General features: G+C 65.4%; 17 protein-coding genes and 1 pseudogene. 7 read left to right on the top strand and 11 right to left on the bottom strand.

Annotated elements, in window-relative coordinates; translation table 11 throughout:
• Nucleotides 1-17 precede the first annotated feature (17 nt).
• On the bottom strand, nt 18-2,537 hold the full coding sequence (locus NE857_RS14385) for an RHS repeat domain-containing protein (protein WP_254421445.1): 2,520 nt from the start codon (nt 2,535-2,537) through the stop codon (nt 18-20).
• A gap of 290 nt (nt 2,538-2,827) precedes the next feature.
• Between NE857_RS14385 and NE857_RS14380 the strand changes: the two genes are divergently transcribed.
• Entirely contained in the window at nt 2,828-4,057 is a 1,230-nt protein-coding gene (locus tag NE857_RS14380; RefSeq protein ID WP_184371513.1) for an ISAs1 family transposase, read from the top strand.
• Here the strand turns inward: NE857_RS14380 and NE857_RS14375 are convergent.
• Both NE857_RS14375 and NE857_RS14370 read right to left on the bottom strand, forming a co-directional pair.
• Entirely contained in the window at nt 4,054-8,004 is a 3,951-nt protein-coding gene (locus NE857_RS14375) for a hypothetical protein (RefSeq protein WP_254421444.1), read from the bottom strand. The genes NE857_RS14380 and NE857_RS14375 overlap by 4 nt on opposite strands.
• Before the next feature lie 76 nt (nt 8,005-8,080).
• Entirely contained in the window at nt 8,081-11,584 is a 3,504-nt protein-coding gene (locus NE857_RS14370) for a LamG-like jellyroll fold domain-containing protein (protein WP_254421443.1), read from the bottom strand.
• Nucleotides 11,585-12,006: 422 nt separating this feature from the next.
• Here NE857_RS14370 and NE857_RS14365 point away from each other — a divergent pair, with 422 nt between their 5' ends.
• The gene (locus tag NE857_RS14365; protein WP_254421442.1) at nt 12,007-12,309 is read left to right on the top strand and encodes a hypothetical protein; all 303 of its coding nucleotides are present in this window, start codon (nt 12,007-12,009) and stop codon (nt 12,307-12,309) included.
• A 69-nt stretch (nt 12,310-12,378) separates the two neighbouring features.
• Here the strand turns inward: NE857_RS14365 and NE857_RS34510 are convergent, their stop codons facing one another.
• From NE857_RS34510 to NE857_RS14355, 4 genes and pseudogenes are all read right to left on the bottom strand, one after another.
• Entirely contained in the window at nt 12,379-12,690 is a 312-nt protein-coding gene (locus NE857_RS34510; protein ID WP_363319947.1) for an integrase core domain-containing protein, read from the bottom strand.
• A 23-nt stretch (nt 12,691-12,713) separates the two neighbouring features.
• Nucleotides 12,714-13,247 (bottom strand): annotated as a pseudogene (locus NE857_RS34505) (IS3 family transposase); the annotation flags it as partial.
• A gap of 147 nt (nt 13,248-13,394) precedes the next feature.
• Nucleotides 13,395-14,639 carry a group II intron reverse transcriptase/maturase gene (ltrA, locus tag NE857_RS14360; protein ID WP_254417489.1) on the bottom strand — a complete coding sequence of 415 codons (1,245 nt, stop codon included), beginning with the start codon at nt 14,637-14,639 and terminating at the stop codon, nt 13,395-13,397.
• Between the two features lie 576 nt (nt 14,640-15,215).
• Complete coding sequence (locus NE857_RS14355) at nt 15,216-15,500, bottom strand: transposase (protein WP_301184231.1); 285 nt, start codon at nt 15,498-15,500, stop codon at nt 15,216-15,218.
• A 230-nt stretch (nt 15,501-15,730) separates the two neighbouring features.
• Between NE857_RS14355 and NE857_RS14350 the strand changes: the two genes are divergently transcribed.
• The 3 genes from NE857_RS14350 (at nt 15,731) to NE857_RS34495 (ending at nt 17,319) form a co-directional block, all read left to right on the top strand.
• Entirely contained in the window at nt 15,731-16,864 is a 1,134-nt protein-coding gene (locus tag NE857_RS14350) for an ISAs1 family transposase (protein WP_221318711.1), read from the top strand.
• Nucleotides 16,865-16,945: 81 nt separating this feature from the next.
• The gene (locus NE857_RS34500; protein WP_344013980.1) at nt 16,946-17,185 is read left to right on the top strand and encodes a stealth conserved region 3 domain-containing protein; all 240 of its coding nucleotides are present in this window, start codon (nt 16,946-16,948) and stop codon (nt 17,183-17,185) included.
• Complete coding sequence (locus NE857_RS34495) at nt 17,182-17,319, top strand: hypothetical protein (RefSeq protein WP_344013982.1); 138 nt, start codon at nt 17,182-17,184, stop codon at nt 17,317-17,319. Before NE857_RS34500 ends, NE857_RS34495 begins: the two co-directional genes overlap by 4 nt.
• 556 nt (nt 17,320-17,875) lie before the next feature.
• Here NE857_RS34495 and NE857_RS14340 read toward each other — a convergent pair.
• Nucleotides 17,876-18,352, bottom strand: a complete 477-nt coding sequence (locus NE857_RS14340; protein ID WP_254421441.1) for a DUF2637 domain-containing protein — start codon at nt 18,350-18,352, stop codon at nt 17,876-17,878.
• 390 nt (nt 18,353-18,742) lie between these two features.
• On the opposite strand from NE857_RS14340, the gene NE857_RS14335 reads away from it, so the two are divergent.
• Nucleotides 18,743-20,494 (top strand): hypothetical protein, encoded by a 1,752-nt coding sequence (locus tag NE857_RS14335; RefSeq protein ID WP_254421440.1) that lies wholly within the window; start codon nt 18,743-18,745, stop codon nt 20,492-20,494.
• A gap of 313 nt (nt 20,495-20,807) precedes the next feature.
• A complete protein-coding gene (locus NE857_RS14330; RefSeq protein WP_184373085.1) occupies nt 20,808-21,035 on the top strand; it encodes a hypothetical protein in 228 nt (75 codons plus the stop codon).
• Between the two features lie 48 nt (nt 21,036-21,083).
• Here NE857_RS14330 and NE857_RS14325 read toward each other — a convergent pair whose 3' ends face one another.
• The 3 genes from NE857_RS14325 to NE857_RS14315 all read right to left on the bottom strand — a co-directional run bounded on the left by NE857_RS14325 (nt 21,084) and on the right by NE857_RS14315 (nt 23,810).
• Nucleotides 21,084-21,650 (bottom strand): TetR/AcrR family transcriptional regulator, encoded by a 567-nt coding sequence (locus NE857_RS14325; protein ID WP_017583543.1) that lies wholly within the window; start codon nt 21,648-21,650, stop codon nt 21,084-21,086.
• Between the two features lie 178 nt (nt 21,651-21,828).
• On the bottom strand, nt 21,829-23,301 hold the full coding sequence (locus NE857_RS14320) for an amidase (RefSeq protein ID WP_254421439.1): 1,473 nt from the start codon (nt 23,299-23,301) through the stop codon (nt 21,829-21,831).
• A 23-nt stretch (nt 23,302-23,324) separates the two neighbouring features.
• Nucleotides 23,325-23,810: a GNAT family N-acetyltransferase gene (locus NE857_RS14315; protein ID WP_254421438.1), complete on the bottom strand. Its 486-nt coding sequence runs from the start codon at nt 23,808-23,810 to the stop codon at nt 23,325-23,327.
• Between the last annotated feature and the right edge of the window lie 9 nt (nt 23,811-23,819).

Raw genomic sequence — 23,819 nt, 5'->3', positions numbered from 1 at the left:
TCTCTAACCATAACCCACTACATACAATCTGCCGCTTGACTTCGCGAATTAGCGTTGCACGGACGCGGCCCGAGAACCTCTTTCGTAGTAGTCCCCCAGATCCACAAGTACAGCCAGGTTGCGAAGTTAACACCGACACCCCAGGCCGTGTTTTTCCAATCGATATCCCCAATCGGCCGCCACCGATTCCCCGGCGCATGGCGTTCCATATGCCTGAAGGTCGGCCCCTTGAACAGATGCTTGCCTCCGCGAACCAGAGTGCCAACAACCGCGAACCCCAGCAAAATTGCAATCATATCAATGAAGAAATAGTGGGGATTTCTGATTTCTCCATACACATGGATTTCCACCGCCATGTTAATAAAAATCGATATCAGACCGAATCCGACGCAGAACACGAACGCTGCCGTCGAACAGATAATTGCTCCGATAATGGTAGTGAGCACCATGGTGATGGTTGGCCAATCCCATGAAGTCATGGGTGGCACCGCAAGAAATCCAGGCTGCCCGTCATGACTGGCCACCCCCAGAGCCACTTCTTCTGGGTCGACGTAGTCGATCTCAACGTACGGCGGAGGCGGAGGCGGGGCCGCTGGGCCGCGGTGCCCTGCCGAGACACCCCAACCGCCCCAGCCTCCACCCGAGCCACCGCTCCAACCTCCGCCACCACTCCAGCCACCTCCACCGCCGCTCCAGCCACCTCCGCCACCAGAACCGCCGCCCCCGCGATTCGGCGAAAAGTTGGAGAGCCCGCTTTTCAAGCTACCCTTACTCTTGCCCTTACCCTTGCCAATATTCGGGTTACCGAGGTTACTCAGGAAACCCGGGCTTGGCTTGCAGGCACAAGGGTTCGGCTTGAGCCCATCCGCATCAACATAACTGGCTGGATTGTTCTTGGCGTAGGAGTACCCGTGCATGTGTTGGGAGTCAGTTTCTCCCATCAGCGGATCCACTGAGATGAACCGCCCCAGGGATTCATCGTATGCACGAGCGCCCAGTTGTGTCAGACCCGTGGACGCGTCGATGGTGCCGTTGACGAACCCGCGCTCGCCACCCCAGGACGCTGTGGTCCCGCGCTCTTCGCCGAAGACTGTCATCCTGCGCTGGACCGTGTTTCCTGAAGCGGCGTCCACGAGAATCTGCCCGGTTCCGTGGTGATCGGAGAACATCCAGGAGAGGGTTCCGTCGTTCTCGCGGATCGCTACGGTCTCACCGGCGTGCGTGTAGTAGCGGGTCGCCTCTTCCCTACCCTCCGACGCGTCCCAGGTGACCTCCATCGCCGGTAGGTAGAGCGTCGTGCCCTCGTCGTTCCTACGCAGCAAGCGTTCGCCCCGGGCGTCGTAGAGATACTCGGTCTCCTTCGTGCCTTCGGTGACCTTGCTCAGCTCACCTTCAGGGCCCCACTCCAGGTTCTGGATCTGACCAGCGAGATTACGGGTGGTCGTGTTACCCGCCTCGTCGTAGGAGTAGGTGTAGGACATGTTCCCTGACACACCGCTCTGTCGTACTTCGGCGATGCCGTGATCCGGCCCTTGCCCGTCTTCTGGAGTGGAGTAGGAACGCTCAACCTGCCCGGCGGGAGTGTGATAGGTCTCCTGGACACGGTTACCAATCTCGTCGTAGGTGTACTCGTGCCAGTAGGGGGCCGCCCCACCGAGTTCGGTGATGACTGGTTCCCCGGAGCAAGCTTCCGCACCGGTGGTGTTCGGGGTCCAAACCTGGGTCATGCGGCGCAGGTAGTCGTATTCGAAGCACTGCACATCCGGAGCGATCGACGCGTCGGTGGGCTCGTCCGCGAAGCGCAGCATGTTGCCCGCGTCGTCGAAGTCATACCACTGGGTCGACAGAGAACCCTCACCCGTGCTGTGCACAAGGCTGGTCATGTTCAGCCGGTTGGTCTTCTCGTCGTAGTCCTTGGTCACCCAGGTCTTCGCGGACCCCAGCGGGCGTCGACCGAACTCGATCTGGACCAGGTTTCCCACCTTGGAGTAGATCGTCTCGCTGACCATCCTGTCGCGGCCCACGAGCGTTGAGGGGTTTCCGAGCTTGTCGTAACCGAAGGAGAGCGCTTCCGCGGGAAGGTTCCCGGCAGCTGGCAGACTCATCCCGTCGACACTACCGTCCGGGTTGTAGAGCGTGGTGAACTGGTAGCTTCCCGCGAGCTCACCTTCCACCCCGGGGATATGGATTCTCTGCGTCAGGGGCTGGTTGAGCTTGTTGTAGCTCATCACCTCGGTGGCATAGGGCTGGGCATTCTCATAGCGAATGGCTTTGCTGAGCTGACCGACGGCAACGGTGTCATAGATCCATTCAGCTCGCAGTTCACCCTGGTCATCGTCTTGACGCAGTTCTGTTCGACGGCCCAGTTCGTCGTAGGTGATGTGGAGCGCCTCACCGCGTGCGTCCGTGGTCAGGACCGGTCGGTCCAGCTCGTCATAGCTCGTGGTGCTCTTGCCAGCGTCGGGGTCGTCCGCCTCGATCTGGCGCCCGAGAAGGTCGTAGGCGTAGGCCCAGGAGCTGCCGCCCGGGTCAGTCAACGTCTCCAGCTGTCCGCGAGGTGTGTACGTGTACAGGATGGAGTCGTAGTCGCCCTCGGGCTCGCAGGGCCCCGGAGTTCTCGCGGTTTGTCGGGGAAGTAACGAACGCCGGATCTACACCGCCTGTGAGGACATAACCGGGTTCTGACATGCAAAAACGGGCACGGGCCTGAAGGATCATGGAGTTGTCGAGACACCACTATCCGCAAGGCTCCGCACCCGCTGTGTCATCATCTCGCTCCCAAGGCGTTCTCACAACCGATCCCGCCGAACCGCTCACCCCGGACCTGATGGACCACCTGGCCACCATCGACGACCCCCGCCACCCACGCGGCCGCCGCTACCCCCTGACCGCCTTGCTCGCCCTGAGCGTGTGCGCTCTGACCACCACCGGCCACAACACCACCACAGCCATCACCGAATGGGCTCACAACGCACCCCCACCCATCCTCCTGCGCCTGGGGCTTCCCGTCTGCCCTTTCACAGGGCGGATTCACATCCCCGACGAGCGCACCCTGCGCGAGGTGCTCGCCCGCCTGGACCCCGCCCAACTCGCCCGGGCCGGCCTGGCCACCCTGGACACCCGCACCGGCCCACCACCCACACCCCACAGTGCGGCCCGCACCCCCGGCGGGGCACCCGAACGCGAACACCGCCGGTCCCACCGCACCCGCCAATGCCAGATGCCACCCCCACGGCTACGCCACACCGCCTACGCCGTGGACGGCAAGACCCAGCGCGGCGCCCGACCGCGCAAGGGCCGCGCTTCGATCTCGATGTCCTTGCACGCCGCCCGCCACCACGACGCCGCCGTGGCCGCCTGCACCCAGCTGGGCAACAAGAAGGGTGAGACCAGCGCCTTCACCGCCCTGCTCGACCAACTCCACGACACCGAGCTCCTGGGCGCGATCATCACCGCCGATGCCCTGCACACCGTGGCCGACCACGCCACCTACCTCCTTGAGCGCGGCGCCCACTACCTGATCTATGTCAAGGGCAACCGGCCCAGGCTGCACTCCCAGCTGTCCACTCTGCCCTGGTCACAGATACCGGTGGCCCACAGTCAGGGCCCCACCCACGCCCACGGACGCGAAGAACACCGGTCGGTGAAGGTCACCGCCGTGACGGGCCTGGCCTTTCCCGGGGCCCGACAGGTGGTGCGCATCGAGCGCCACCGCCGCGAGCACGGCAAGGCCCAGGGCAGCCGCGAGGTGGTCTTCGCCGTCACCGACCTGGACGCCCACCAGGTCTCGCCCGCGGAACTGGCGGCCCACGCTCGCGGTCATTGGACGGTGGAGAACCGGGTGCACTACGTGCGGGACGTGACCTTCAACGAAGACGCCCGGCGCACCCGCACCGGGGCGGCCCCGGTCGTGTTGGGTTGCTTGACCGACATCGTCCGCCAGGCGCTGAGCGCCGCGGGGTGGAAGAACACACAGTCCGGGCGCAGAGCCCACACAGGCAAGGACAAAGTCCTCGACCTACACGGCATCAGACGAACTCGGCCTGTATGGATCTAAACCGCGAGAACTCCGGGGCCCTGCTCGGGCTCGGGGCCGTGGTGATCCCTGCGTTCGACCAGTCTCCCTCGGGCGTCGGTGATGCTGGTGCTACCAACCCCTCCCTCGGGCTCGGTCACCAGTGTCCTGTCACCTTGGTGTTCGATGCTGGTGCTCCACTGTTCGACCCCGCGGGACATCGAGACGATATCGGTGGCCCGTCCGGAACCGTCGAAGTGTGTGCGGGCCCAGCGTGGGATCTCGTCGTGGTTGTTGACCACGAAGAGCACCTGGCCTGGTTCTTGCTCGTTGAAGTACGGTTCACGCTCGATCACCGCGTTGCCACGGGAATCGTAGAACACGTCCGTCAGCACACGACCGCCGCCGGGCGCGGGATTCTGTGTCTGGCGTTCACGCAGAAAGCCGTCGAGGATCTGGATCCCGGTGACGTAGTCTCCATCCGGCCCCAGGACGCGACTCACCACACTGCTGGGCGCGTTCTTGGTGATGTTGTATTCGAAGCTCATGGACGGTGACATGCTGGCGGCGCCGGTGCGGTCAGCGAGCCACACGTCGGTTATGCGCCCCAGGGAGTCATAGGCGACCTCCGTCTTGTTGCCTTCCGCATCGATGATGGCGAGCGGCTTGGACCGGTGGTCCATGCTTATGGTCTGCTCGTGGCCCAGGGGGTTCGTGGTCACGACGCTCTTGGGGGCACCACCTGCCACTACGTCCGAGTATTCGATCGTCGTGGTGTGGCCCTGCGCGTCGGTGGTCTCGAGGGGACGGCCGAAGGAGTCGAAGGCCGATGTGGAAACCACCTGGTATTCGCTGGTTTCCCCCTCGTGCTCGGCCAGTCGTTCGGTCTGGCTCACCAACCCGCGGGTGGGCGCCTGACCGTAGTTCTTGCCGTCGTAGACGAACCTGGTGTCGGCGATCGTGCCCTCAGCCACTGAAGTTTGTTCACCGCATGCGACCGCCACTGTGCGGGTCCGAGCGACCAGGTCTAGTAGGTGCAGCCCTGTGTTGCGCGCGAACGTGGTGGTGGTGCACTGGTCATCGGTGTCGTCGGTGACATCGCCCTGGTCGTGGACAGAGGTGACCATCCCGAACTCGTCGAAAGTGTTGACGGTGCGGGTTTGGCGGAAGGAGCCGTCTTGGAGTGCGGTGTAGGCGTCGGTCTGCTTGGTGCTCAGCATGTGGGCTTCGACCGTGCCCCAGCTGAAAGTGCGCTCCGCGGTCTTGCGCTTCCACGGGGTGGTGATGGCCTTGGAGACCACTTCGCCGTCTACACCATCGCGAGCGATGACTTCACGGGTCTGGCCGTTGAAGACCTCGTCATCCGTGACGCTCGTGCCGGTGGAGTCGCTCACGCTCACCGAACGTTTCCCTGAGAGCAGGTGATCGCCGTCCATGCCCTGGTAGAACAGGTACTCGGTTTCGGTTCTGACCTCGTCCGGGTGGCCCTTGCGTACGATGACCCTGTCGAAGCCGCGCCACTGGGACCAGGTGCGTCGGTCCTCTCTGACGAATCCGTCGGCGTCCATGTAGCGCCAGGCTCCATCGCCTACGTAGTCGTAGCTGGTGATCACATCGGGCTGCCCGCCGACCAGGTCGACCTCGACCAATTCGGTGACTACGTACTTGGCGAACCAGTCGGTGATGTCGTCGGCGCCGCCTCGGTGGGTGCGGATGACAGGAAAGCAGGCTTCGGTGTTGGTGTGGGCGGCCGGCAGGCTTGCGGGGTCGCAGGCGGGTTCGGCGTAGGAGATGTCGACTTGTCCGCCGGTCTCGGTGTAGACGGCGGTGATGCGCCATTTGTTCATCGGCGCCAGGCCGTCGGTGGTGGAGTCGATGCGGTTGGGCATGGGGGTGCCAGCGAAGGTGACTGCTGGCATGGACTCGGTCCCGTCTCCGGTGTGTCCGGTGTGGGTGATGGAGTCCAGCCACAGGGCCGGGTCGGTGCCGTCTCCGGGTGCGGGGAAGGAGTGCTTCAGCTCCCAGCTGTCCACGGTGACGTAGCCGTCGCCGTCGTGGAGCTGGGTGGTGATCTTGTTCAGTTTCTTGGTGGTCCAGAACGTCGCGTTGTGCTGACCCGCACAGTCGTCGTCACATTCTTGGTCCAAGGGGGTGTCGGGCCAGTACTTGGCGTTGGATTCCTTGCGGTCTGCCGCCTTGCAGCCGAAGTCTTCATCGACGCATCGTTCACCCACGGAGTAGACGACCTGGGCCGGGGCGGTGGCCTGCGCGTTATTGTCACGCAGTCCGTAGGCGGTGCGCTTGAGGTAACCGCCGCGGTCATACTCAACGGGATCGGAGCTGAAGTTGAGGCCGTAGTTGTTGTTCTCGGCCTGGTAGTAGTGAGCCAGAGCATTGCCGTGCAGGTCAACGACGTAGTCCAGATTCCAGCGCCAGGCCTGGTCGCACCAGGCGTCGTCCAGGTTGGACTTGTGGCAGGGTTCACCGGAGTCGTTGCCAAAAACCGGGACGGTCCAGGCCGAGTTGGTCTCCTCGTCTCCCGAGGAATGGCCGGGTAGGCGGTTGAGGCCGAAGTAGTACTGGGTACCGTCGGTCGTGGTGACCTTCCAGTGCTCACCGTCGTTGTCGCCGTTGGTGGCCCCAGTCAGGCGTTCAATCTTGGAGCCATCATCGTTCTTGGGCACCCAGTCCCCGTCGACATAGAGCAGCTCGGTGGCACGCCCACCCAGGTTCAGGGTGGCGTTGTGCCGGGACCAGCACAGGTCGGGGATCTGGTCGCCATCGTCCTGACAGAGTTTGTACTGGCGCTCGATGTAACCGGGGTGGTAGTCGAACCCCTCGCCGATCCAGGAAGTTTGGTTGTTGGTGTCCGAGGTACGGCCGTCCACCGACTGGGAGGAGTATCCGAGACTGATCTGGGGTTGGAGACCACCCGCGACCTGGGGCGTTTCCATGGGGTAACTCCAGGAGAAGTCACCGGTTTGGACCCCGATGTTCCAAGTGGAGGACGAGTTCAAGGGGGTGGCGCCGTAGTCGCCGGTTCCTTCTTCGCCAGACCCCGAGGCTACGGCGGCCAGGAGGGTTCCGCCTGTGGTGGCTGGTGCCAGCGCTGTGAGCGTCTGGGCGCCGGGGTCGTTGTGCGCGTCCAGCTCGTGGGTGCTCCAGCAGCCCGTGCTCTCTGGGTCTTCGCACTCGGTGAGCGCAACCAATTGCAGCCGGGACCCGTAGTCCGCGCCATAGGCGGAAGCGAAACCCGAGTAGTCGACCTCGACACGTACCGGCCCCGACTCCTCGACCTCGTCCAGACGCGTCACACGCAGGGCCAGACCGGACAGACCCAACTCGGTGGCCGCGGCACGATCCAGAACCTCGACCTGAGCCGAGGTTACCGGTCCTGCTGGTTGGTCCTCTGCCTCGCTCGACTCAGGTTCGGGCTCTTCCGCCTCATCCTCGGGCAGGGGGGTTATCTCCGGCTCAGGCTGGGGCGATGGCCTCTCTACCTCCGGCTCAGAGTTCTCCTCACCGGTGCTTTCCTGTTCCGGCTGAGGTATCTCGCTCTCGGGCTCAGCTGGCGCACGGCGCTCGCTGGCCACGTCATCCGGTTCTGCCACATCGGGCAGGGGCGATACCCACTGCTCGAATTCCTCACCGCTGACACCCTCTACAAGGACAGGGCCGCCCTCGCCGGCCGCACTCAGGGCATGGGATTCCGCTGCTTCGCCGAAGACGACCGTTTCAGCCTCGGGCCAAGCTGGCTGGTCCAAGGTGCTGACTGCGGCGTCAGCCACCGCACTGTCCGTGGAAATCGCAGCCTGGACCGCGTCGCTACCCGCCACCGACTCCTCGAGGTTCACATCCGGGCGATCGTTATAGGACAACGCCGAAGCTGGAACTGTCGATGCCAAACCGGCCACCATGACAACCGCTAAGAAGGAGGTGAATGGCTTTTTTCTGCGCCTCGTCGCGGAATTTCGGGGGATGTCAGACACAGGGAATCCTCACGTCAAGCGAAGAGCTCGTGGCCAGCCAGCGCTATGTGACCGGAAAGGAAGGTGGTTTTGAGGGCTAGTTTTCCGGGAGGAACCCCAGGCGGATCTGGGTGAGGTCGTCTTCGGAAATCACACCCTGGTACAGGTGAACGTCGCTGATGTCCCCGGCCCAGGGGTCGAAGAACTCCTTCTCGAACCGGGCCCCGCCGATGATCACCGGTCCGTTGGCGTGCCAGGCTTGGGGGACCTCGACTGGCTCCTGGGGTACACCGTCGACGAAGAGGGTGGCCTCCCCCAGGGTGTGGTCGTAGGTGGCTGCCAGGTGAGTCCACTTACCGAACTGCGGGCTGTGTTCGGACAGGGAGCGGTGCCATCCGCTTGCGCCTGTTCGGTCTTCGGGCGGCAGTTTCATCACCCAGCTGTTGTAGTCAAGCGTGTGCTGGTAGCTGAGGTAGAAGGCACTGTGGTCGGTGCCGTTCTGAGCCACCGCGGTGGAGTTGTGGCCGACCTCGTCCAACCGCACCCAGGCCGCCACGCTGTAGCTGCGATCGGTGCGTAGGGCGGGGCCGTTGGTGTGCAGGTGTTCTTCGGCTGTCACGTCCAGGCTGACGCCGGGGGCGAAGGTGACGTCGTTCATGGCCTGGTTCCAGGCGGTGAGGGGATCGGCCTCCAAAGTGGCGTCCAGGCCGTGATCGGAGGCATCAGCCGCGACCGTCCCCTCGGTCTCGTCCAACCTCCAACGCCCTTCCAAAGCGATGGGACGGTTGGCCAGCTCCCACACCTCGGAGCGGGCCTCTTCGGTTTCGATGAAGGGCTCGTCGAAGACGACGCGGTCCCACACTCGAACGTCGTCAATGGCGCCGGGCCAGAAGTCGTGGTAACTACCGCGGTACTTGGCGCCACCGATCACGAAGGGGCCCTCAGCGTTCCACGCAGTTTTCTGCACGTGAGTACCCTGCTTCACACCGTCGACATAGAGCGTGAGTTCTTCGTTCTCGGGGTCGTAGGTTCCAAGTAGGTGAGTCCACGCTCCCGTCTGGGCGGGTTCAGTGGACAGCACGCGTTCGGAGATAGCGGTGTCATCACCATCGTAGGGAGCTTGCTTGAAGATCCAGCGTCCGCCTTGGGTGTGCTGGTAGCCGAGGTAGAAACCGCTGTGCCGCTCTCCGTCCTGGCCAACCGCTGTGTAGGCCCGGCTCGGATCGGACTCGTCCAGCCGTACCCAGGCCGACACCGAGAACGCCTCATCAGTGTTGATGACCGGGCCCTGAGTACTCAGCCGCTCACCACCGGTGGTGTCCAGGCCAGCACCTTCCAGGCGGTAGGAATCCCCTGTCGGCGCCCCGACGCGCCCACGGGTCCAGCCGATGTCCCCTGAGGAGGTCGCGATCCGCCCCGAGTCCATCACGTCGGAGGCCGTACCGCCCTGGCCCTCGTCCAGAGGGAAGTAGGAGACCGGATCAGCTGGTGGTGCGACCGTGAAGGTGTACACCAGACCGCATTCGGAGGAGTTGCCGTAGGCGTCGGTGATACGCGCGTGGATGAGGTTGGGGCCGTCCCGGCGCGGAGTGATCGGCACCGTCACGGAGTCGCCGGGTTCATCGAGTTCGATCTCGGTGGCACATGTGGCGTCGTTGACGCTGTAGTGGTAGGAGGTGGCCTGCTCGACGCCGTTGTTGGCGAAGGTGAACTCCCCCGCGCGCCCCACCGACCCGTGGAGTTCGTCGCCGGCCGGGTAGTCGGTGGAGGTGACCTCGGGTCCGGTGTCGGGTTTGGTGGTGTCGATCTCGATGAAGCACCACGAGGACCACGGTCCCCAGTTGGAGCGGTCATGGCCGCGTACCCGGTAGGCGATGAGTTCGCGTTCGGGAAGACCTTGCGCCGTCACCGGCCGATAGCTTCCCCCTGACCATTTGCCCACGGTCACATAGGCCGAGTCCGCTGTTCCCAACCGCTCGTCCACCCCGGTGAGTTTCCACTCGAACTGGGACTTGACCTGCTGGCCCACCCAGTAGGAGTCCCGGTCCCGGATCTGGGCGTTGAACCTGACCGTGGTGTCGTTGATCAAACGAGGCTGGGTGCGGTCGGTCTGGCAAACCCCACCCAGCGAGTCGGAGATAGTGGAGGTGACCGGCTTCTCCGGCGGGTGGTTGTAGTGCACCACCAGCACCGGCGGCTTCTTCTTCACATCGAAGCGGCGCCAAGCGCTGATACCAGACTCGTCGCGTTCCTTGAGCCGCAGGTAGATGTGGGAAGCGTTGTTGTTGACCCCCCACCGGTAGGCGGTGGTCGCGTCGAACTCCACGCCGCTGGTCGAGGGGCAGGTCGCCCATCCGCCCCGCACGTTCTGGGTGTCCAGCACCCCGCCCTGAGTGGAGGGCTGGTTGTTCCAGGTGGTGTTGCGGTTGAACGCCGACACTCGCTGCAACTGGATGTAGGAGTTGCTGTTGCAGCTGTAAGCCCAGTCGACCTCGGTGCGCAAGGTGGCGGAATTGATGATGGTGTTCGGATGGTTGGTGCGCCCCATCACGGTGAACTGGAAGAACGCGCGCCGAGTCCATGTGCCAGTGGGATCGGAGTATCGCCCCACCGCCACTGGTTTGCCATCGGAGGGGTTGAAATAGGACTGGTTGGGATACGCCCGATCCACGTAGGCCCAGTTGGGGCGGCTCGCGCTCACCGACGGGTCGATGTAGACCGGGTACTCGGTGGCCTCGTCCGCCAGCATCGCCTGATCCGGAACCAAGCGGATCCGATCGACCTCCACCGAGGTGTCCACCAGCTCCATCCGGGCCCCGGTGGGCGCGGCGACCGTCGGGTCCTCACCCGAGGTTCGTTCTTCCTCCCCCGCGGAATCCCACATGGCCGGGGCCTGAGCGGAGAACACACTCTGGCTGCCGGCATCACCGGTCGCGTCGAGGTTGCCGTGCTCGTCGGCGCTCATGGTCACCCCGGTGGTGTCCAGAGGCAGTTGCAGCTCGGCCAGTTCGGGGAGTTGAGCGGCCTCAGGGGAGTGTACGACCAGGACCTGGGTGAAACCCTCCACCCCCGCGGTCAGAACCAGGTCCACGTCCGGCAGCACGTCAGGGTAGGTGGCCTGGTCCCCGTCCAGCGTCGGTTCCGGGAGCTGGTCGACCCATCCCAGGGAGACGCTGTTGGAGCCGATCCCGATACGGGCCATCTCCTCATTGCCACCGCCGGAGAAGGCGATGTCCATACCCGCCGCCTTGGGGCGTACCAGCCCATCCCCACTTTTGACCAGGTCGGTGTCCACATCCACCCAACCGCCCTCGGAGCGCACCCGTACCGGGATCGAGGAAACCTCTGCGGTCAGCGACCCATCCGGATTGGCGAAGTGCTGGGTCTTCTCATCGGTCAGCCCCGGAATCTCCACCGGCTCACCGGTCTGCTCGGCAAGGGCCAGGGCGTCGAACTCCTGTTGTTCCTCCGAAGAGGCGGGATCAGGCCCTTCGGGTTCCGCGATCGCAGGGTAGGCGTGCAGCAGGGAGAGCGCCAGAGCGGTAGCGGTCGAGACCGCCGACGCACGGGTCCAAGAGCGACGCATGAGAGTGCCGTTCATGTGAGGGGGATGTGCCGGGCCCCAGGAGCCGACCTCCTCCTAAGAACCGATCTGGACTTTATCCAGCACTTACATGACCACACAACCACCCAAAGTTTCGATCATTTAAGAATGGAACCGAGAACCACCTTTGACATGGAGCAACACCGAACTGACCGCATCCGGCCAGCTTTAGGCCCTCGACAAGAGCAATTTCGCCACCCCACTCCCACTTGGCAAGGCCCTCGACGGCCACCTCACCTGGCCATAGGCACCCCTAGCAAGGAGGCTATACAGAACACAGGAGACGAAAAAACCTCAAAATACTCGTCAAGTCAACGGATAATTCGACCCGCCCGTCTCTGCTCTGGTTCCGAACGGAACTCGGCACCAACAGGTCTCGTCGTCCGCCTCGGGACAGCACGACAGTGGGGCCCACACACATGGCTTTGACATCGCGCTTCAAGAGCACCGGAGAACGGCTCATGGACGCCATGCGCGAGCTGTACGCAAGCAGCCCCCTGTTCGCGGTCAAACCCGGCCCCGGCGGTGTGGTCGGTGTTTTCTCCCCCTACGTGGACGGTGACCTGGACGAGGAGATCAAGGCCGGGCTGATCATCCGCTTCGCCGAACCCCTGCTCTCCCCACCGGTAGGGTCCTGGCCGGACTCGAGTACGGATGCGATGTCCAGTTCTGGCGAGAGGGAGCCACACTCCTGGAACGCGACAACGCCGAGGAGATACTGAGCCGCCTGCGCGTGCAGGCGCCGCCCTGAGGGGTCCTGCAGTTTCCGGACAGGGTTTGAACCGCCATTTTCAAGCGGCCAGTCGCATCTCCTGATGTGCCGCATAAATCTCCGCGGGCGTGTTGTACCCCAGTGCGGAGTGGAGCCGCCTGTGATTATACCAGTGCTCGATATACCTGATGATGTCCCTGCGGGCTTGATTCCTAGTGGGATACACCACCCGATTGACGCGCTCGTTCTTGAGTGCCCCGAAGAACGACTCGGCCAGAGCGTTGTCGTAGCAGATTCCGGTTCGCCCAACCGAACGTCTGAACCCATGTCCAGCGAGGAACTGGCCGAACTCGAACGAGGTGTAGTTACTGCCGCGGTCTGAATGAAAGATGGCCCCTGCACCACCTTTCCGTTCCTCTGTGCGTTCTTCAATGCCTGGATGATCAGCGGAGTTCGGTAGTGGTCATCCATCGCGTATCCGATAACTTCCTTAGTGCAGCAGTCGATCACGGTCGCTAGGTACAGCCACCCTTCCCAGGTCGGAATGTAGGTGATGTCACCAACGAGTTTCACCCCGGGCCTTGGAGCGGTGAAATCGCGCTGGACCAGGTCGGGGATGTCGCCAACGTCATCGGCCTGGGTCAAGCACACCCGGGCCGGACGCGGCTGGCAGGCCTCCAGCTTCATCTGTCGCATGAGCAAGCGGACCAGCTCGGGGCCGGCCTGGACGCCCCAGCGTTGCAACTGGGCGTGGATGCGCCGGTAGCCGTAGGTCTCATCAGAGTCATCGAAAGCTTTCTTGATGAGAAGTCTGAGATGATCCCGGCGTTCAGCGGTCGCCGAATCTGAACGGTTTCGCCATTCGTAGTACCCCGACCTGGAAACGTTCAACCGTGAGCACATGAATCCGATGCTGTAGTCGTACTTCGCCGTGTTGTCGAACCGCATGGTCTCGACGAACTCGTACTTGTCCGTTACGGACGATCCTTGGCGAAGTACGCTGCTGGTCGGGTGGCCCGGGGGAATCTCACCCCCGGGCTCCCACAGATCCCGGCGTGACAGTCTCCCGTCACCGGGCTCTTATTGTTCTGATCGTCAGGTGACGCTGACCCATTTCCAGTGCGCGAAGAACGAGGGGTGTGATGCTGTGACCTGCCCCCAGCGCTTCGAGGCCTTCTTGTAGGTTCGCAGTCGCTTGTATTTCTTTCGGACCCAGCGCAGCAGGTAGAAGTTGATGCGCTGGAGAAGGGGATACAGTTCAGTGCGGTAGAACGCGCCGTAGTACTGCATCCATCCGCGAATGATGGGGTTGAGCCATCGCGCGAACTCGCCGAAGGTGTAGGTGACGTGCATATGGATCCGCCAGGAGCGGACTGCGGAGCTCATCTTCTTCAGGGCGTCCTTGCTGACTGCCGGCAGGAAGGATGTGAAAACCCTTCCGTGGCGATCTTGTGCCGGACGACGACGGAACGTGAAACCGAGGAAGGTGAACTCATCCGCCTCACTAATACGAGGATTTATTCCGCAGTACACGATTCGCGTCTTGGTCGGGTGTAGTTGCAGCCCGACCTCTTCCATTCTGTTCCCCAGCCTCGCCAAAACCTCCTTGGCTTGACGCTCGGATTGGCAGTGAATGACCGCATCATCCGCGTAGCGCTCGAACTGTACCTCCGGGAACTCCCGGGAGAGCCAGGCGTCGAACGCATAGTGCAAGAACAGATTGGCCAGCACGGGTGAGACCGCCGAACCCTGTGGGGTTCCACGGTCTCGGTCCTGCAAGGTGCCATCGGGTTTCTGTAGTGGAGCGGAAAGCCACCGCTTCACATACAACACAATCCATGCTGCATCAGTGTGGGCCTCAACCGCCTTGATGACAAGGTCCCATCGGACGCTGTCGAAGAACTTGGCGATGTCGAGATCGACAACCCATTTCTTCTTCCAGCACCGCTGTCGGCATACCGCCACCGCGTCCAGGGCCGAGCGTCCCGGCCGGTAGCCGAAGGAGTCGGGATGGAACACCGGTTCCACCCGTTTCTCCAGATGGGCAGCCACCACCGTTTGCGCGATCCGGTCCGCGACCGTCGGCACACCAAGCAAACGGACCCCGTCGTCATGCGCCTTCGGGATCTCCACACCTTTGACCGGAGGCGGGAAGTAGCTGCCTGAGGACATCCGGTTCCAAATCTTGTAGAGATTCCCCTTGAGATCCTTCTCGAAGTCCTCGATCGTGCAGCCGTCCACCCCCGGAGCACCCTGATTCCCTTTCACCTTCAGGTATGCCTCCCAGACTTCTCCTTTCGAAATATCAAACGGTTTACCCGACGACTTCAGCTCGCCCACGCAGCTCCTCCCGAGACCAGCCCGGTTGACCAGACAAACGAACCACAAACAATCCGGCCCCTTCGCTCCACTCCCACCGCGCCAAGCAGGAGCTTCTTCGCTACTACGGACCGGTCCGTCAACACATCCCGCATCGGTACTCAGCCTCTTACGGGTTCACCGCTTGAGGTTCTCCCTTACGCGGCCTCGTCCAATTCGGGTACGGCCGCAGCATCGGGACGTGCCTTCCCACGTTCCGCACGGGACCGGCAGTCCGGGCTCACGTCGCCTCCACGCCGGGCACCGCCTGGCCAATAAGCGGGTTGCCGCCAGGCTCATCCCGGGGCAAAAAGTAACCCCCGGTTTTGATGCCGCTTAATCCTTAACGACGCGTCAACAGCGTCCCCTCTGCGAGGGATTTGCGCTCCGTCTTCCCGGACCCCACCTGACATCTCTAGGATGCCTTTTCCACATCGCTCACCACGGTCGCGTCACCGCTTCCGCAGCATGTGGCGGTTTGAAGCCTCCCCGCAGGGCGGCTTCGAAGGGCCAATCCTTCATCTCCCGTGCAGCACCGCGTTCAACCGCTTATCTACCTCAAGCGGCCTCCCGCGTTCGTGGCACACCTTTTTTTAGGAACTCAATCTCCTTGGCCTGTTCGCGGTTAATCCGCTCGAGTTCCCTGAGGCGTGCGCGTTCGTTGATGTCGAGCCCGGGCTCGCTTGATGGATTCTCTTCCCGGTGACTCTTTACCCACAGGCGCAGGGTCTCGGAGTGAACTCCGATGTCCTCTGCAACTTTCTTGACCGGGAGACCACTCTCGATCACCATTTTCACTGCTTCTTCGCGAAACTCTGGTGAGTACTTACTTTTCCTGCCCACGTTTCCCCTCGTTTCCTTACGGGACCATTGTATTGGGTCCCTGTCCGGAAACCTCGGGGCACCTCACCCCACGTGCTGGCCGACTCCCTGGTGACCCAGGGCTCCGGCAAAGTCGGGTTGTAGGGATGTGACCTGCGTCTTCGTAGGGCGAACAAGCAGAAGCGGGCGTGTCCGACCCGGTTGGATGGAAGTTCTTCACGCTTTCGCCCAACCGAGGAACACGCCCGCGAATGTCATCGTCTCACCCCGGCGAGCTCATCGTCGAGCCCGTCTCCCGCCAGGATCACCTGATCCAGGTCCTTCAAGGTGTGCCCGACCCACGCAAACCCCGCGGACGACGCCACACCCTGGCCGCGCTGATCGCCGTGGCCGTCTGCGCGACCCTGGCCGGAGCCAAAGGGTTCACCGCGATCGGCCAGTGGGCCGCCGAGACCACCACCCACACCCTCACCGCCCTGGGCATGCTCCGGGGAGCCGCCGACGAGGCGACCTTTCGCCGCACCTTCGCCCGCTTGGACGCCGACCTGCTCGATCAGGTGCTGGGCGCTTGGGCCGCCACCCGCCTGATGGTGGTCAACGGGCTGCGGGTCATCTCCTTGGACGGCAAGACCCTGCGCGGTGCCCGTACCGGAACCGAACGGGCACCGCACCTGGTCGCCGCCTTGTGCGGCACCACCACCCTGGGCCAGGTCGCGGTGGACGCCAAAAGCAACGAGATTCCCGCCGTGCGGGACCTGCTCGGCCTCCTGGACATCGACGGAGCGGTCGTCACCCTTGACGCGATGCACACCCAGACCGACACCGCTACCACCATCCGGACCGGGGGCGCCCACTACGTCTTCACAGTCAAGGCCAACAACAAAAACCTGTACGCCCAGCTCAAGAAGGTGCCGTGGAAGCACGTGCCCGTACACACCACACGCGATACCGGGCACGGCCGCAAAGAGACCCGCACCATCAAGACCGCCCAGGTCCCGGCATGGGTCACCTTCGAAGGCGCCGCTCAGATCGCCCAGCTACGCCGCACCACCTGGCGCAAGAAGTCCAAGGGCTCACCCAAACGCAAGAGCGTGGAGGTCGTCTACCTGATCACCTCGGCCGACCACCGCGTTGCTCCTGCGTTGGTGCTGTCCGGGTGGGTGCGCCAGCACTGGGGGATCGAGAACAAGCTCCATCACGTGCGGGATGTGACCTACGACGAGGACCGCTCCCAAGTGCGCACGGGCAGCGCTCCCCAGGTCATGGCGACCCTGCGCAACACCGCGATCGGACTGCTGCGAGCAGCCGGGTTCGACAACATCGCCCAGGCCAACCGTCACATGATCCGCGACGAGGCTCGCCCACTCAGACTCCTACAGACCTGACTTTGCCGGAGCCCTGCCTGGTGACCCCACCACCAACAAGGTCGCGGACGTGCTGCCCACCGCCCAGAGCAAACCCGCCACATGGACGGTCCGCACCCGCAGATCCGCCAGGTCGCGCTAGAGCTGGAGGAGCGCTACCAACAGGAACTGGACCGCACCGCCCACAGCCGGTTCCGTTCCCTGAGCGACGTGGCCGTGGTCGCGACCCTGCACCACCACTACGCACTGTTCACCGGGCGTGCCATCCCGGCGAGTACCGGATGCGCTACGTCAACATCGGGGCTCCGGACGCGACCGATCGGCTCGCGGCAGTGGAGGTGAGCGAGGAAGTGGACTTCCTGTGCCTCAACGACGTCGACACCCCGCCCGAACGCCAGGAAGCAGTGACCGCCATGATCCACACCTTCCTGGAGTCCCGGTTCCCCTTCCCCTCCTGCTCTGAAAAGACCACCTGACAGGTCAATCCCAGAACCCATCGGACGCACGCCCGGGCATGTGTGCTCCGTTTGTGCTCCGCAGTTTTGGACCGGGGCGGCACCGGGCGGTACCCCTTGACACGAAACGACAGCAGCGTTCCGATGGAATCGGACGAACCGGGACCCTGCGGCACGTACGGGCACGAAAAAATCGGACTTCTAATCTGATGCTTCTCGGAAGCTCAAGGAAGCTTCTGAGCTGGCTGCGCGAAGGTTCCAGCCAGCAGAGTCACAAGATCGCGTCGAATCCAATGTTGCTTTTGCGCTCGGTTTCTATTGACGCTCAGCTAGCGCAGAGGAAAACTTTTTTGGGGTGCCCTCCCACGCCCGAAGTCCGCATTCCTTCACCAACCTCCCCCAACGTTCCTCACAGTAGAAGCACTCAGTGATCTGTGCCCCCATTGGCAGCTTTCCAGTCTCCCGTTCTCGCTCCAGCGCCCACTCCCAAGCTCGGGCCTGAAAGGGTGTCAAGGCCTTCCCGTTTCCCATTCCACCCATGTCGTTCACGACCTGGAAGTCGGAAGCTTCTGCCACTTCAGAGGCGGTTCTCGCCTGTACCCCCGACAAACTCTGCCCCTGTGGTCTCAGCGGGGTCCTGCTCATCATCTGCGGGCTCGGTGCGTACGCCCTGCGCCACGGCGCGGAACTCGCGCATGAGCAGCTCGTACGCACCGATCAGCGCGAACGACGGCCAGGCATGGATGATCCGCGACCACATCGTGGGGTCGGCGACCGCCACGTTCGCCACCAAGGACGCGGCCGAGCCGATGATCAACAGACCCCAAGGCAACACACCACCCTTGCGGCCCTGGCGAGCATCGCTCAGCAGGGTCATGGAGGCACCCACGATCATGCCGTCCACCGAGAGGGGGAACAGGGCCGCTCTCCACGGGGGTTCGCCGTGGCGCAGGGCGAGTTCGTACATGTGGGAGTAGAACACCACCGCGGCGATACCCGCGAGCATCCGCAAAGCGGCGATGGTCACCGTTCGTGACCAACGGGAGGGTTCCATTTCGGGGCTCCGTTCTCGTGACGAGACCGGGAACGTCGGGTGGTCAAGAGCCATGGAGCGGGTGGTGGGGGACACCCGTCTCCCACCTCCCGGTGGGAGATTTTCGGGAGACGGGAATCTCCCAGAACCACTCCGAACAGCTTCGAACCGCGCCGAAACGCTCTCGGCGGAACCTTCCGACCGCGAAGACGAGTGAGTGCGGGACGCCCCGTCGCGATGCACTCGTGCCCGAGGATCACCGGGCCGCCGGGGCCCACGACGGCCCGCCCCCGATGCTGGGAACGCCTGCCACGCAGGACTTTCGGGGCATAGGGGACGGGTATCGGTGTTCGCCGGGTGCGGCGGGTCCGGTTTCCCTAGTCTCGCTCGGAAAGATCCCAAGGAGACTCGATGCCCGGCCCCCTGGAGCAACGCCTTTCACCCAACCCGTACCGGAACCTGGTCCTGCTCGCCCTGGTCACGCTTTCCGGCCACCGGAACTCCCCCGGTCTGCTGGAGGACGCGCACCGGCTGGTGACCGGGGCGCTTCCTCGCGGACGCCGCCACCCCCGCCCCCACGAGTACGTGCGGGTCCGCCGCCGGGTGCTGCGCCGCTCGCTCTTCCCCCGGAGCTGGCACCCGCGCGGTCAGGCGGGGATGCGGGTCTCCCCGGTGGACGGGACCGGAGGCGAGGTCCGCGCGCTGGAGGCTCTGGACGGTCTGGACTCCCCCGCCCGCGCGGCCTACGCCCTGATGCGGATGGAGTCCCTGGACGCCCAGGCCGCGACCGCACTGCTCGCCTCGGTGGGGGTGCGCGGGGCCGCCACCGCCGTGGAGCGGGCCCGGGAGGTTCCGGCCACCCTGCGCCTGCCCGACCCCACGGTGGTGCGGGTCAGCGGCCGGGGTTCGCTGATGCACCGCCGCGGCCTGGTCGCCGCGGCGGGTGTCCTGGTGCTGGCGGTGGCCGCCCTGGGGTTGACCGGGGCCGGTACCAGTGGCGGGACGGGCGTCACCACGTTCACCGCTCCCCCGCTCCGGCTGGCCGGTGCGGTGGCCCCGGATTCCTGGCGGGAGAGCTTCCGCCTGGACCTGACCGCCTGGCACCCGCGGGGCGAGGCGGTCGAGGACGATGCACTGGTCCGGCGATCCCTGGCCGCCTGGACCGAGCAGGAGGGCCACGGCACGGGCCGCGCGCCCAGCGCGCCCGCGCTGCTGTTCGCCGGTGAGGTCGCCGACCGGGACGTGGTGCTGCTGCACGACGGCCCCCGGGTGGCCCGCTACACCCGTGAGGGCGGCGAGGAGCTGGTCGAGGTGTTCGCCGAACCCGGCAACGGGGTGGCCAACTGGCCCGCCCTGCGGCTGGCCGACACCGACGCGGGCACCCACTACCTGTTGCCGCCGTGGGTGAGCGAGGCCGCCACCGCACCGCTCGGGCAGGCCGGGGCCGATTGGTCCGAGGTCGACCACGAGGACGGGGTGACCGAGGCGCTGCCCACCGGCGAGCACTGCGGTGTGGGCCCGGTCCTGCGGCTGCGTGCCCCCGAGGTGGCGCATGGTGAGCCGTACACGGCGATCGACCTGGGCGGGTTGGACACCGCCCACCTGGGGTACATGCCGCCCCCGCCCGCCGAGATCCGCCGCATGGGGCCGCACGAGGTGCTCGACCGGGAGCAGGGTTTCGATCTGTGGGGTGAGCTGGCCTGCGCCGGGGCACCACCCGAAGGTCCGGTGCGCACCGCCACGGCCTGGGAGTTCGCCGTCCAGGAGCTGCCCGGTGGCGGAGAGGGACGATGGGCGTGCGTCAGGTTCGGTGCGCACGACGGCGGCGGCCTGGCCCGCGCGGTGCTGGTCGCGCAGACCGATGACGGCACCGAGACCGTCGTGGCCGGGGAACGCGAGGGCGGCTGGGACTGCAGCAACCTCAACCGCCAGGTGGCCGCGGGCACCTGGTGGCAGGACACCGACGGCCGGTGGCACTACCTGGCCGCCGCCTCACGCGAGGTCGACACGATCACCACGGCCGGCGGCGTCGAGGGCAGCAGTGAAGACGGCGCCGGCGTCCTGGCGGTGAGCGGTCCGCGTGCGGACTCCCCTCCCGTTGAGGAGGTCGCCCTCACAGCCTTGGACGTGCGCGGCGACGAGATGACCGTTCTCAGCCCTTAAACGGCTCCGACAGTCCCGGAACGGCCCCAAGCCTGTACCCGGAACCGTGCTCCACCGCACCGGCTACCGCCCAGAATCCCGGGCTGGTGGCCGCTTTCGGCCATCCACACGTGAGCATGCACGTGCAACTGCAGCGTCGGTGGTATCACTGGAACGCAGTCCCCTACCCCAACAGGGGAAGCCAGGGCGCTGCGGACCGGGCATTCCAGGTCGGTTTCGCTTTGTCGCGGAACCTCCCGGAACCCCGTTTCGCGTCTCCCCTGTTTCAGGCCGAGTCCGCTTTCGGCCCCAGGCCGAACGTTAGGGTGAACGTATGTCGATATGGGCGCGGGGAGACCGCACCGGGAGGGTCGGAGAGGCCCTCCTGATGCTGGAGGGGCAGGGGATCATCGACGGTCTGGAGATCCTGGCCAGCGAGGACAGGCCCTATCGTGTGCGTATCCCGGCCGGGATCGTCCACATGGACGAGGACGAGGCCTCCATGTTCGCGCTGGGGGCGGTCGTCGGTTCCTTCGGTAACGTGGCGCGTCAGCGGGCCTGAGGTACGTTCCGTACCAGCGGGCCTACGCGACGGGGCCGCGGGCTCGGGTCACTTGCGGCCCATGGTGCGCAGGATCGCGTCGAGCAGCAGGTCTCGAACCATCGTGCGGTGCTCCTCGGTGTGCTGGACGGTCAGCTCGGTGTTGAAGGTCGACAGGCAAAGACCCACCGTCATCTCGGCCAGGGGCAGCGCCGGGCGGCCGTCCTTGGGCAGTTCCTCCACGAAGCGGGCCACCTCGATCGCCTCACGGACCGCCTCGATCCACGGTTCGATCCGCTCCCGCCACCACTGGCGCTGCGGCCCCGGCTCCGCGCCCAGGCCCGAGGCGGCCGCGAGCAGCCCGCCCGACTCCAGCCACAGGCCGATCCAGGCATCCACCAGGCGGCCCATGTAGCCGTCGATGGACTCCATCCGGCCGAACGTGAGATCCACCCGGGAGGAGAACGCGGTCAGCCGCACGTCCACGGCGGCCTGGAGCACCTGGTTCTTGTGGTTGTAGTAGCGGTAGACGGTGGACCGGTCGATGTCGACGCCCTCGGTGATCTCCTTGTAGGTGATCTGACTGAAGGGCTTGGTCCGCAGCAGCTCCACCAGACTGTTCTGCAACTGGAGCATCCGCTGTGCGGCCCGAAGGCTTCCGCTGGTGCCCGAGCTCGATTCCAGCGGCGCCGTCATACCCGATCCATCCGTCATGAGCCCCCACAGCCCTCGTGTGTCTACAACCCCCAAGCTTGCCCCAGATCGGAACGTATGCCAACACGACGTTGGTTGGCTAGGGACCCCTGTGGGCCGCTCAGCCGACCGACAGCGGGGGTCGGCGATCCCGCCAGGGCACGGCCTCCTCCAACTGGGCGGCGACCGCGAGCAACAGGTCCTCGCGCCCGTGGGCGGCCACGAGCTGTACCCCGATCGGCAGTCCCTCCCGGCTCTGGGCCAGCGGCAGGCTGACCGCCGGGTTCCCGGAGACGTTGAACGGCGCGGTGAAGGGACCGTGGGCGTAGATCCGCCGTAGCCAGGAGCGCACGGTGTGGTCGGCGCCGTGGTCGAGGGTGCCGTGCGGGACGGGCAGCCCCGCCACAGTGGGGGTGAGCAGCAGGTCGTAGCCCTGGAAACAGTGCCGCTGAGAGCTGTGCCCCTGAAAACCGGACCCCTCAGAACCGCGCCCCTGGAAAAACTGCCCCACCGACCGGGTGACCCGGTGCTGGGCCTGGAGGCAGGCCACCACGTCCAGGGCGCCGTACCCCCGGGCCTCGGTGAGCAGGCGCGCCGGGACGGCCTCCATCCGGGCGGCGTCAGCCGGGTACGGGCCCTCGGAGAGCGCGGCCGCGGTGGTGATGACGGCGAGCACCGAAGCCTCCACCACGTCCTCGGCGTCCAGGGCCGGAGCATCCTCGGTGACCGTGTGCCCGACCCACTCCAGGACCCGGCCCGCGTCCCGCGCGGCCTCGGCGACCTGGGGATCCACTTCGGTCGGCGCCCAGGGGCAGGTGCTCACCGCGATTCGTAGCCGCCCGGGGTCCGTGTGCAGGGCCGCGGTGTGGGAGCCGCCGGGCGGTGGCGGTGCCACGTGTTTCTCGCCGGCCGTCGGGGCGCCCACAAGGTCGAGCAGGAGTGCGGCGTCGCGGACGGTACGGGTCAGTCCGAACTCGCACACCAGGCCGAAGGCCGCCTCCCCCACCAGCGGCCCGCAGGGCACCCGGCCCCGGCTGGGTTTGAGCCCCACCACCCCGCAGGCCGAGGCGGGGACCCGGATGGAGCCCCCGCCGTCGTTGCCGTGCGCGAAGGGCACCGCACCCGCGGCGACCAGGGCCGCGGCTCCCCCGCTGGAGCCGCCGACCCCGCGAGCGGGATCCCAGGGGTTGCGGGTGACACCGTGCGCCAGGGACTCGGTAGCGAAGCTCAACCCCAGTTCCGGGGCGGTGCTCTGCCCCAGTGCCACCAGTCCGGCCGCCCGGAACCTGGCCATCACGTCCTGGTCGGCGGCGGCCACCGCCCCGCGCAGGGCGCGGCTGCCGAGGCTGAAGGGCACCCCCTTGGCCACCGGACCGCTGTCCTTGACCACGAAGGGGACCCCGGCGAGCGGGCCTTCGGGGTCGTGGGACAGGCCGGGTTCGAAGGGCGGCCGGGTGAGCGCGTTGAGGTCGGCGTCGGCCTTGGCCAGGCACTCCCTGGCCACCGTCTCGACCTCGCCGGAGCTCACCTCGCCCGAGCGCAGGGCCGCCGCCAGTGCGGTCGCGTCCAGGTCCGCGTACTCGTGTTGTTTCAACTCGCAGGTTCCAAGAAGGCCGGTCAGCCCTTGAGGACCAGCTCGTAGGCGAGCAGGTCGACGCCGGGCACCGGCTCCCAGTCGCGTTCGGGCAGGCGCACGAACCCGTGGGCCTCGTACAGGCGCTGCGCTCCGGTCATCACCGTCCGCGTGCACAGCACCAGGCGGCTGACGCCTTCCGCCCTCGCTCGTTCCACCACCGCGCGCACGAGCGCCGCGCCGACCCCGCGCCGCTGGACCGAGGGATCGACGGCGAAGGCCCGGACCTCCGCCTCGTCCGGGCCCCGGGCGATCTCGCAGTGCGGCCCCCAGGGCACGAACACGACCGTGCCGACCACACGTTCGTCCGCCACGGCCACCAGGACCTCGTCGCGGTCCTGCCAGCCGAGGTCGCGCAGGGTGCCCGAGTACGAAGGGCTGGCGTCCAGCAGCCCTTGGGCGTTGTAGGCCAGGAACCGGAGATCACCGACGGCCTCCCGCTCGGCGGGGAGCGCGGTTCGAATCATCATGGCCGTATT

The sequence above is a fragment of the Nocardiopsis exhalans genome, assembly GCF_024134545.1.
Classification (GTDB): domain Bacteria; phylum Actinomycetota; class Actinomycetes; order Streptosporangiales; family Streptosporangiaceae; genus Nocardiopsis; species Nocardiopsis exhalans.
The sequence above is the reverse complement of the archived record's forward strand: the minus strand, read 5'-3'. Positions and strand labels throughout refer to the sequence as shown.

Coding starts and splice junctions, on each gene's coding strand:
- NE857_RS14380 (WP_184371513.1), top strand. CDS start 2,828: ATGGACCACCTGGCCACCATCGACGACCCCCGCCACCCACGCGGCCGC.
- NE857_RS14370 (WP_254421443.1), bottom strand. CDS start 11,584: ATGAACGGCACTCTCATGCGTCGCTCTTGGACCCGTGCGTCGGCGGTC.
- NE857_RS14365 (WP_254421442.1), top strand. CDS start 12,007: ATGGCTTTGACATCGCGCTTCAAGAGCACCGGAGAACGGCTCATGGAC.
- NE857_RS14350 (WP_221318711.1), top strand. CDS start 15,731: ATGTCATCGTCTCACCCCGGCGAGCTCATCGTCGAGCCCGTCTCCCGC.
- NE857_RS34500 (WP_344013980.1), top strand. CDS start 16,946: ATGGACGGTCCGCACCCGCAGATCCGCCAGGTCGCGCTAGAGCTGGAG.
- NE857_RS14340 (WP_254421441.1), bottom strand. CDS start 18,352: ATGGAACCCTCCCGTTGGTCACGAACGGTGACCATCGCCGCTTTGCGG.
- NE857_RS14335 (WP_254421440.1), top strand. CDS start 18,743: ATGCCCGGCCCCCTGGAGCAACGCCTTTCACCCAACCCGTACCGGAAC.
- NE857_RS14330 (WP_184373085.1), top strand. CDS start 20,808: ATGTCGATATGGGCGCGGGGAGACCGCACCGGGAGGGTCGGAGAGGCC.
- NE857_RS14325 (WP_017583543.1), bottom strand. CDS start 21,650: ATGCTCCAGTTGCAGAACAGTCTGGTGGAGCTGCTGCGGACCAAGCCC.
- NE857_RS14315 (WP_254421438.1), bottom strand. CDS start 23,810: ATGATGATTCGAACCGCGCTCCCCGCCGAGCGGGAGGCCGTCGGTGAT.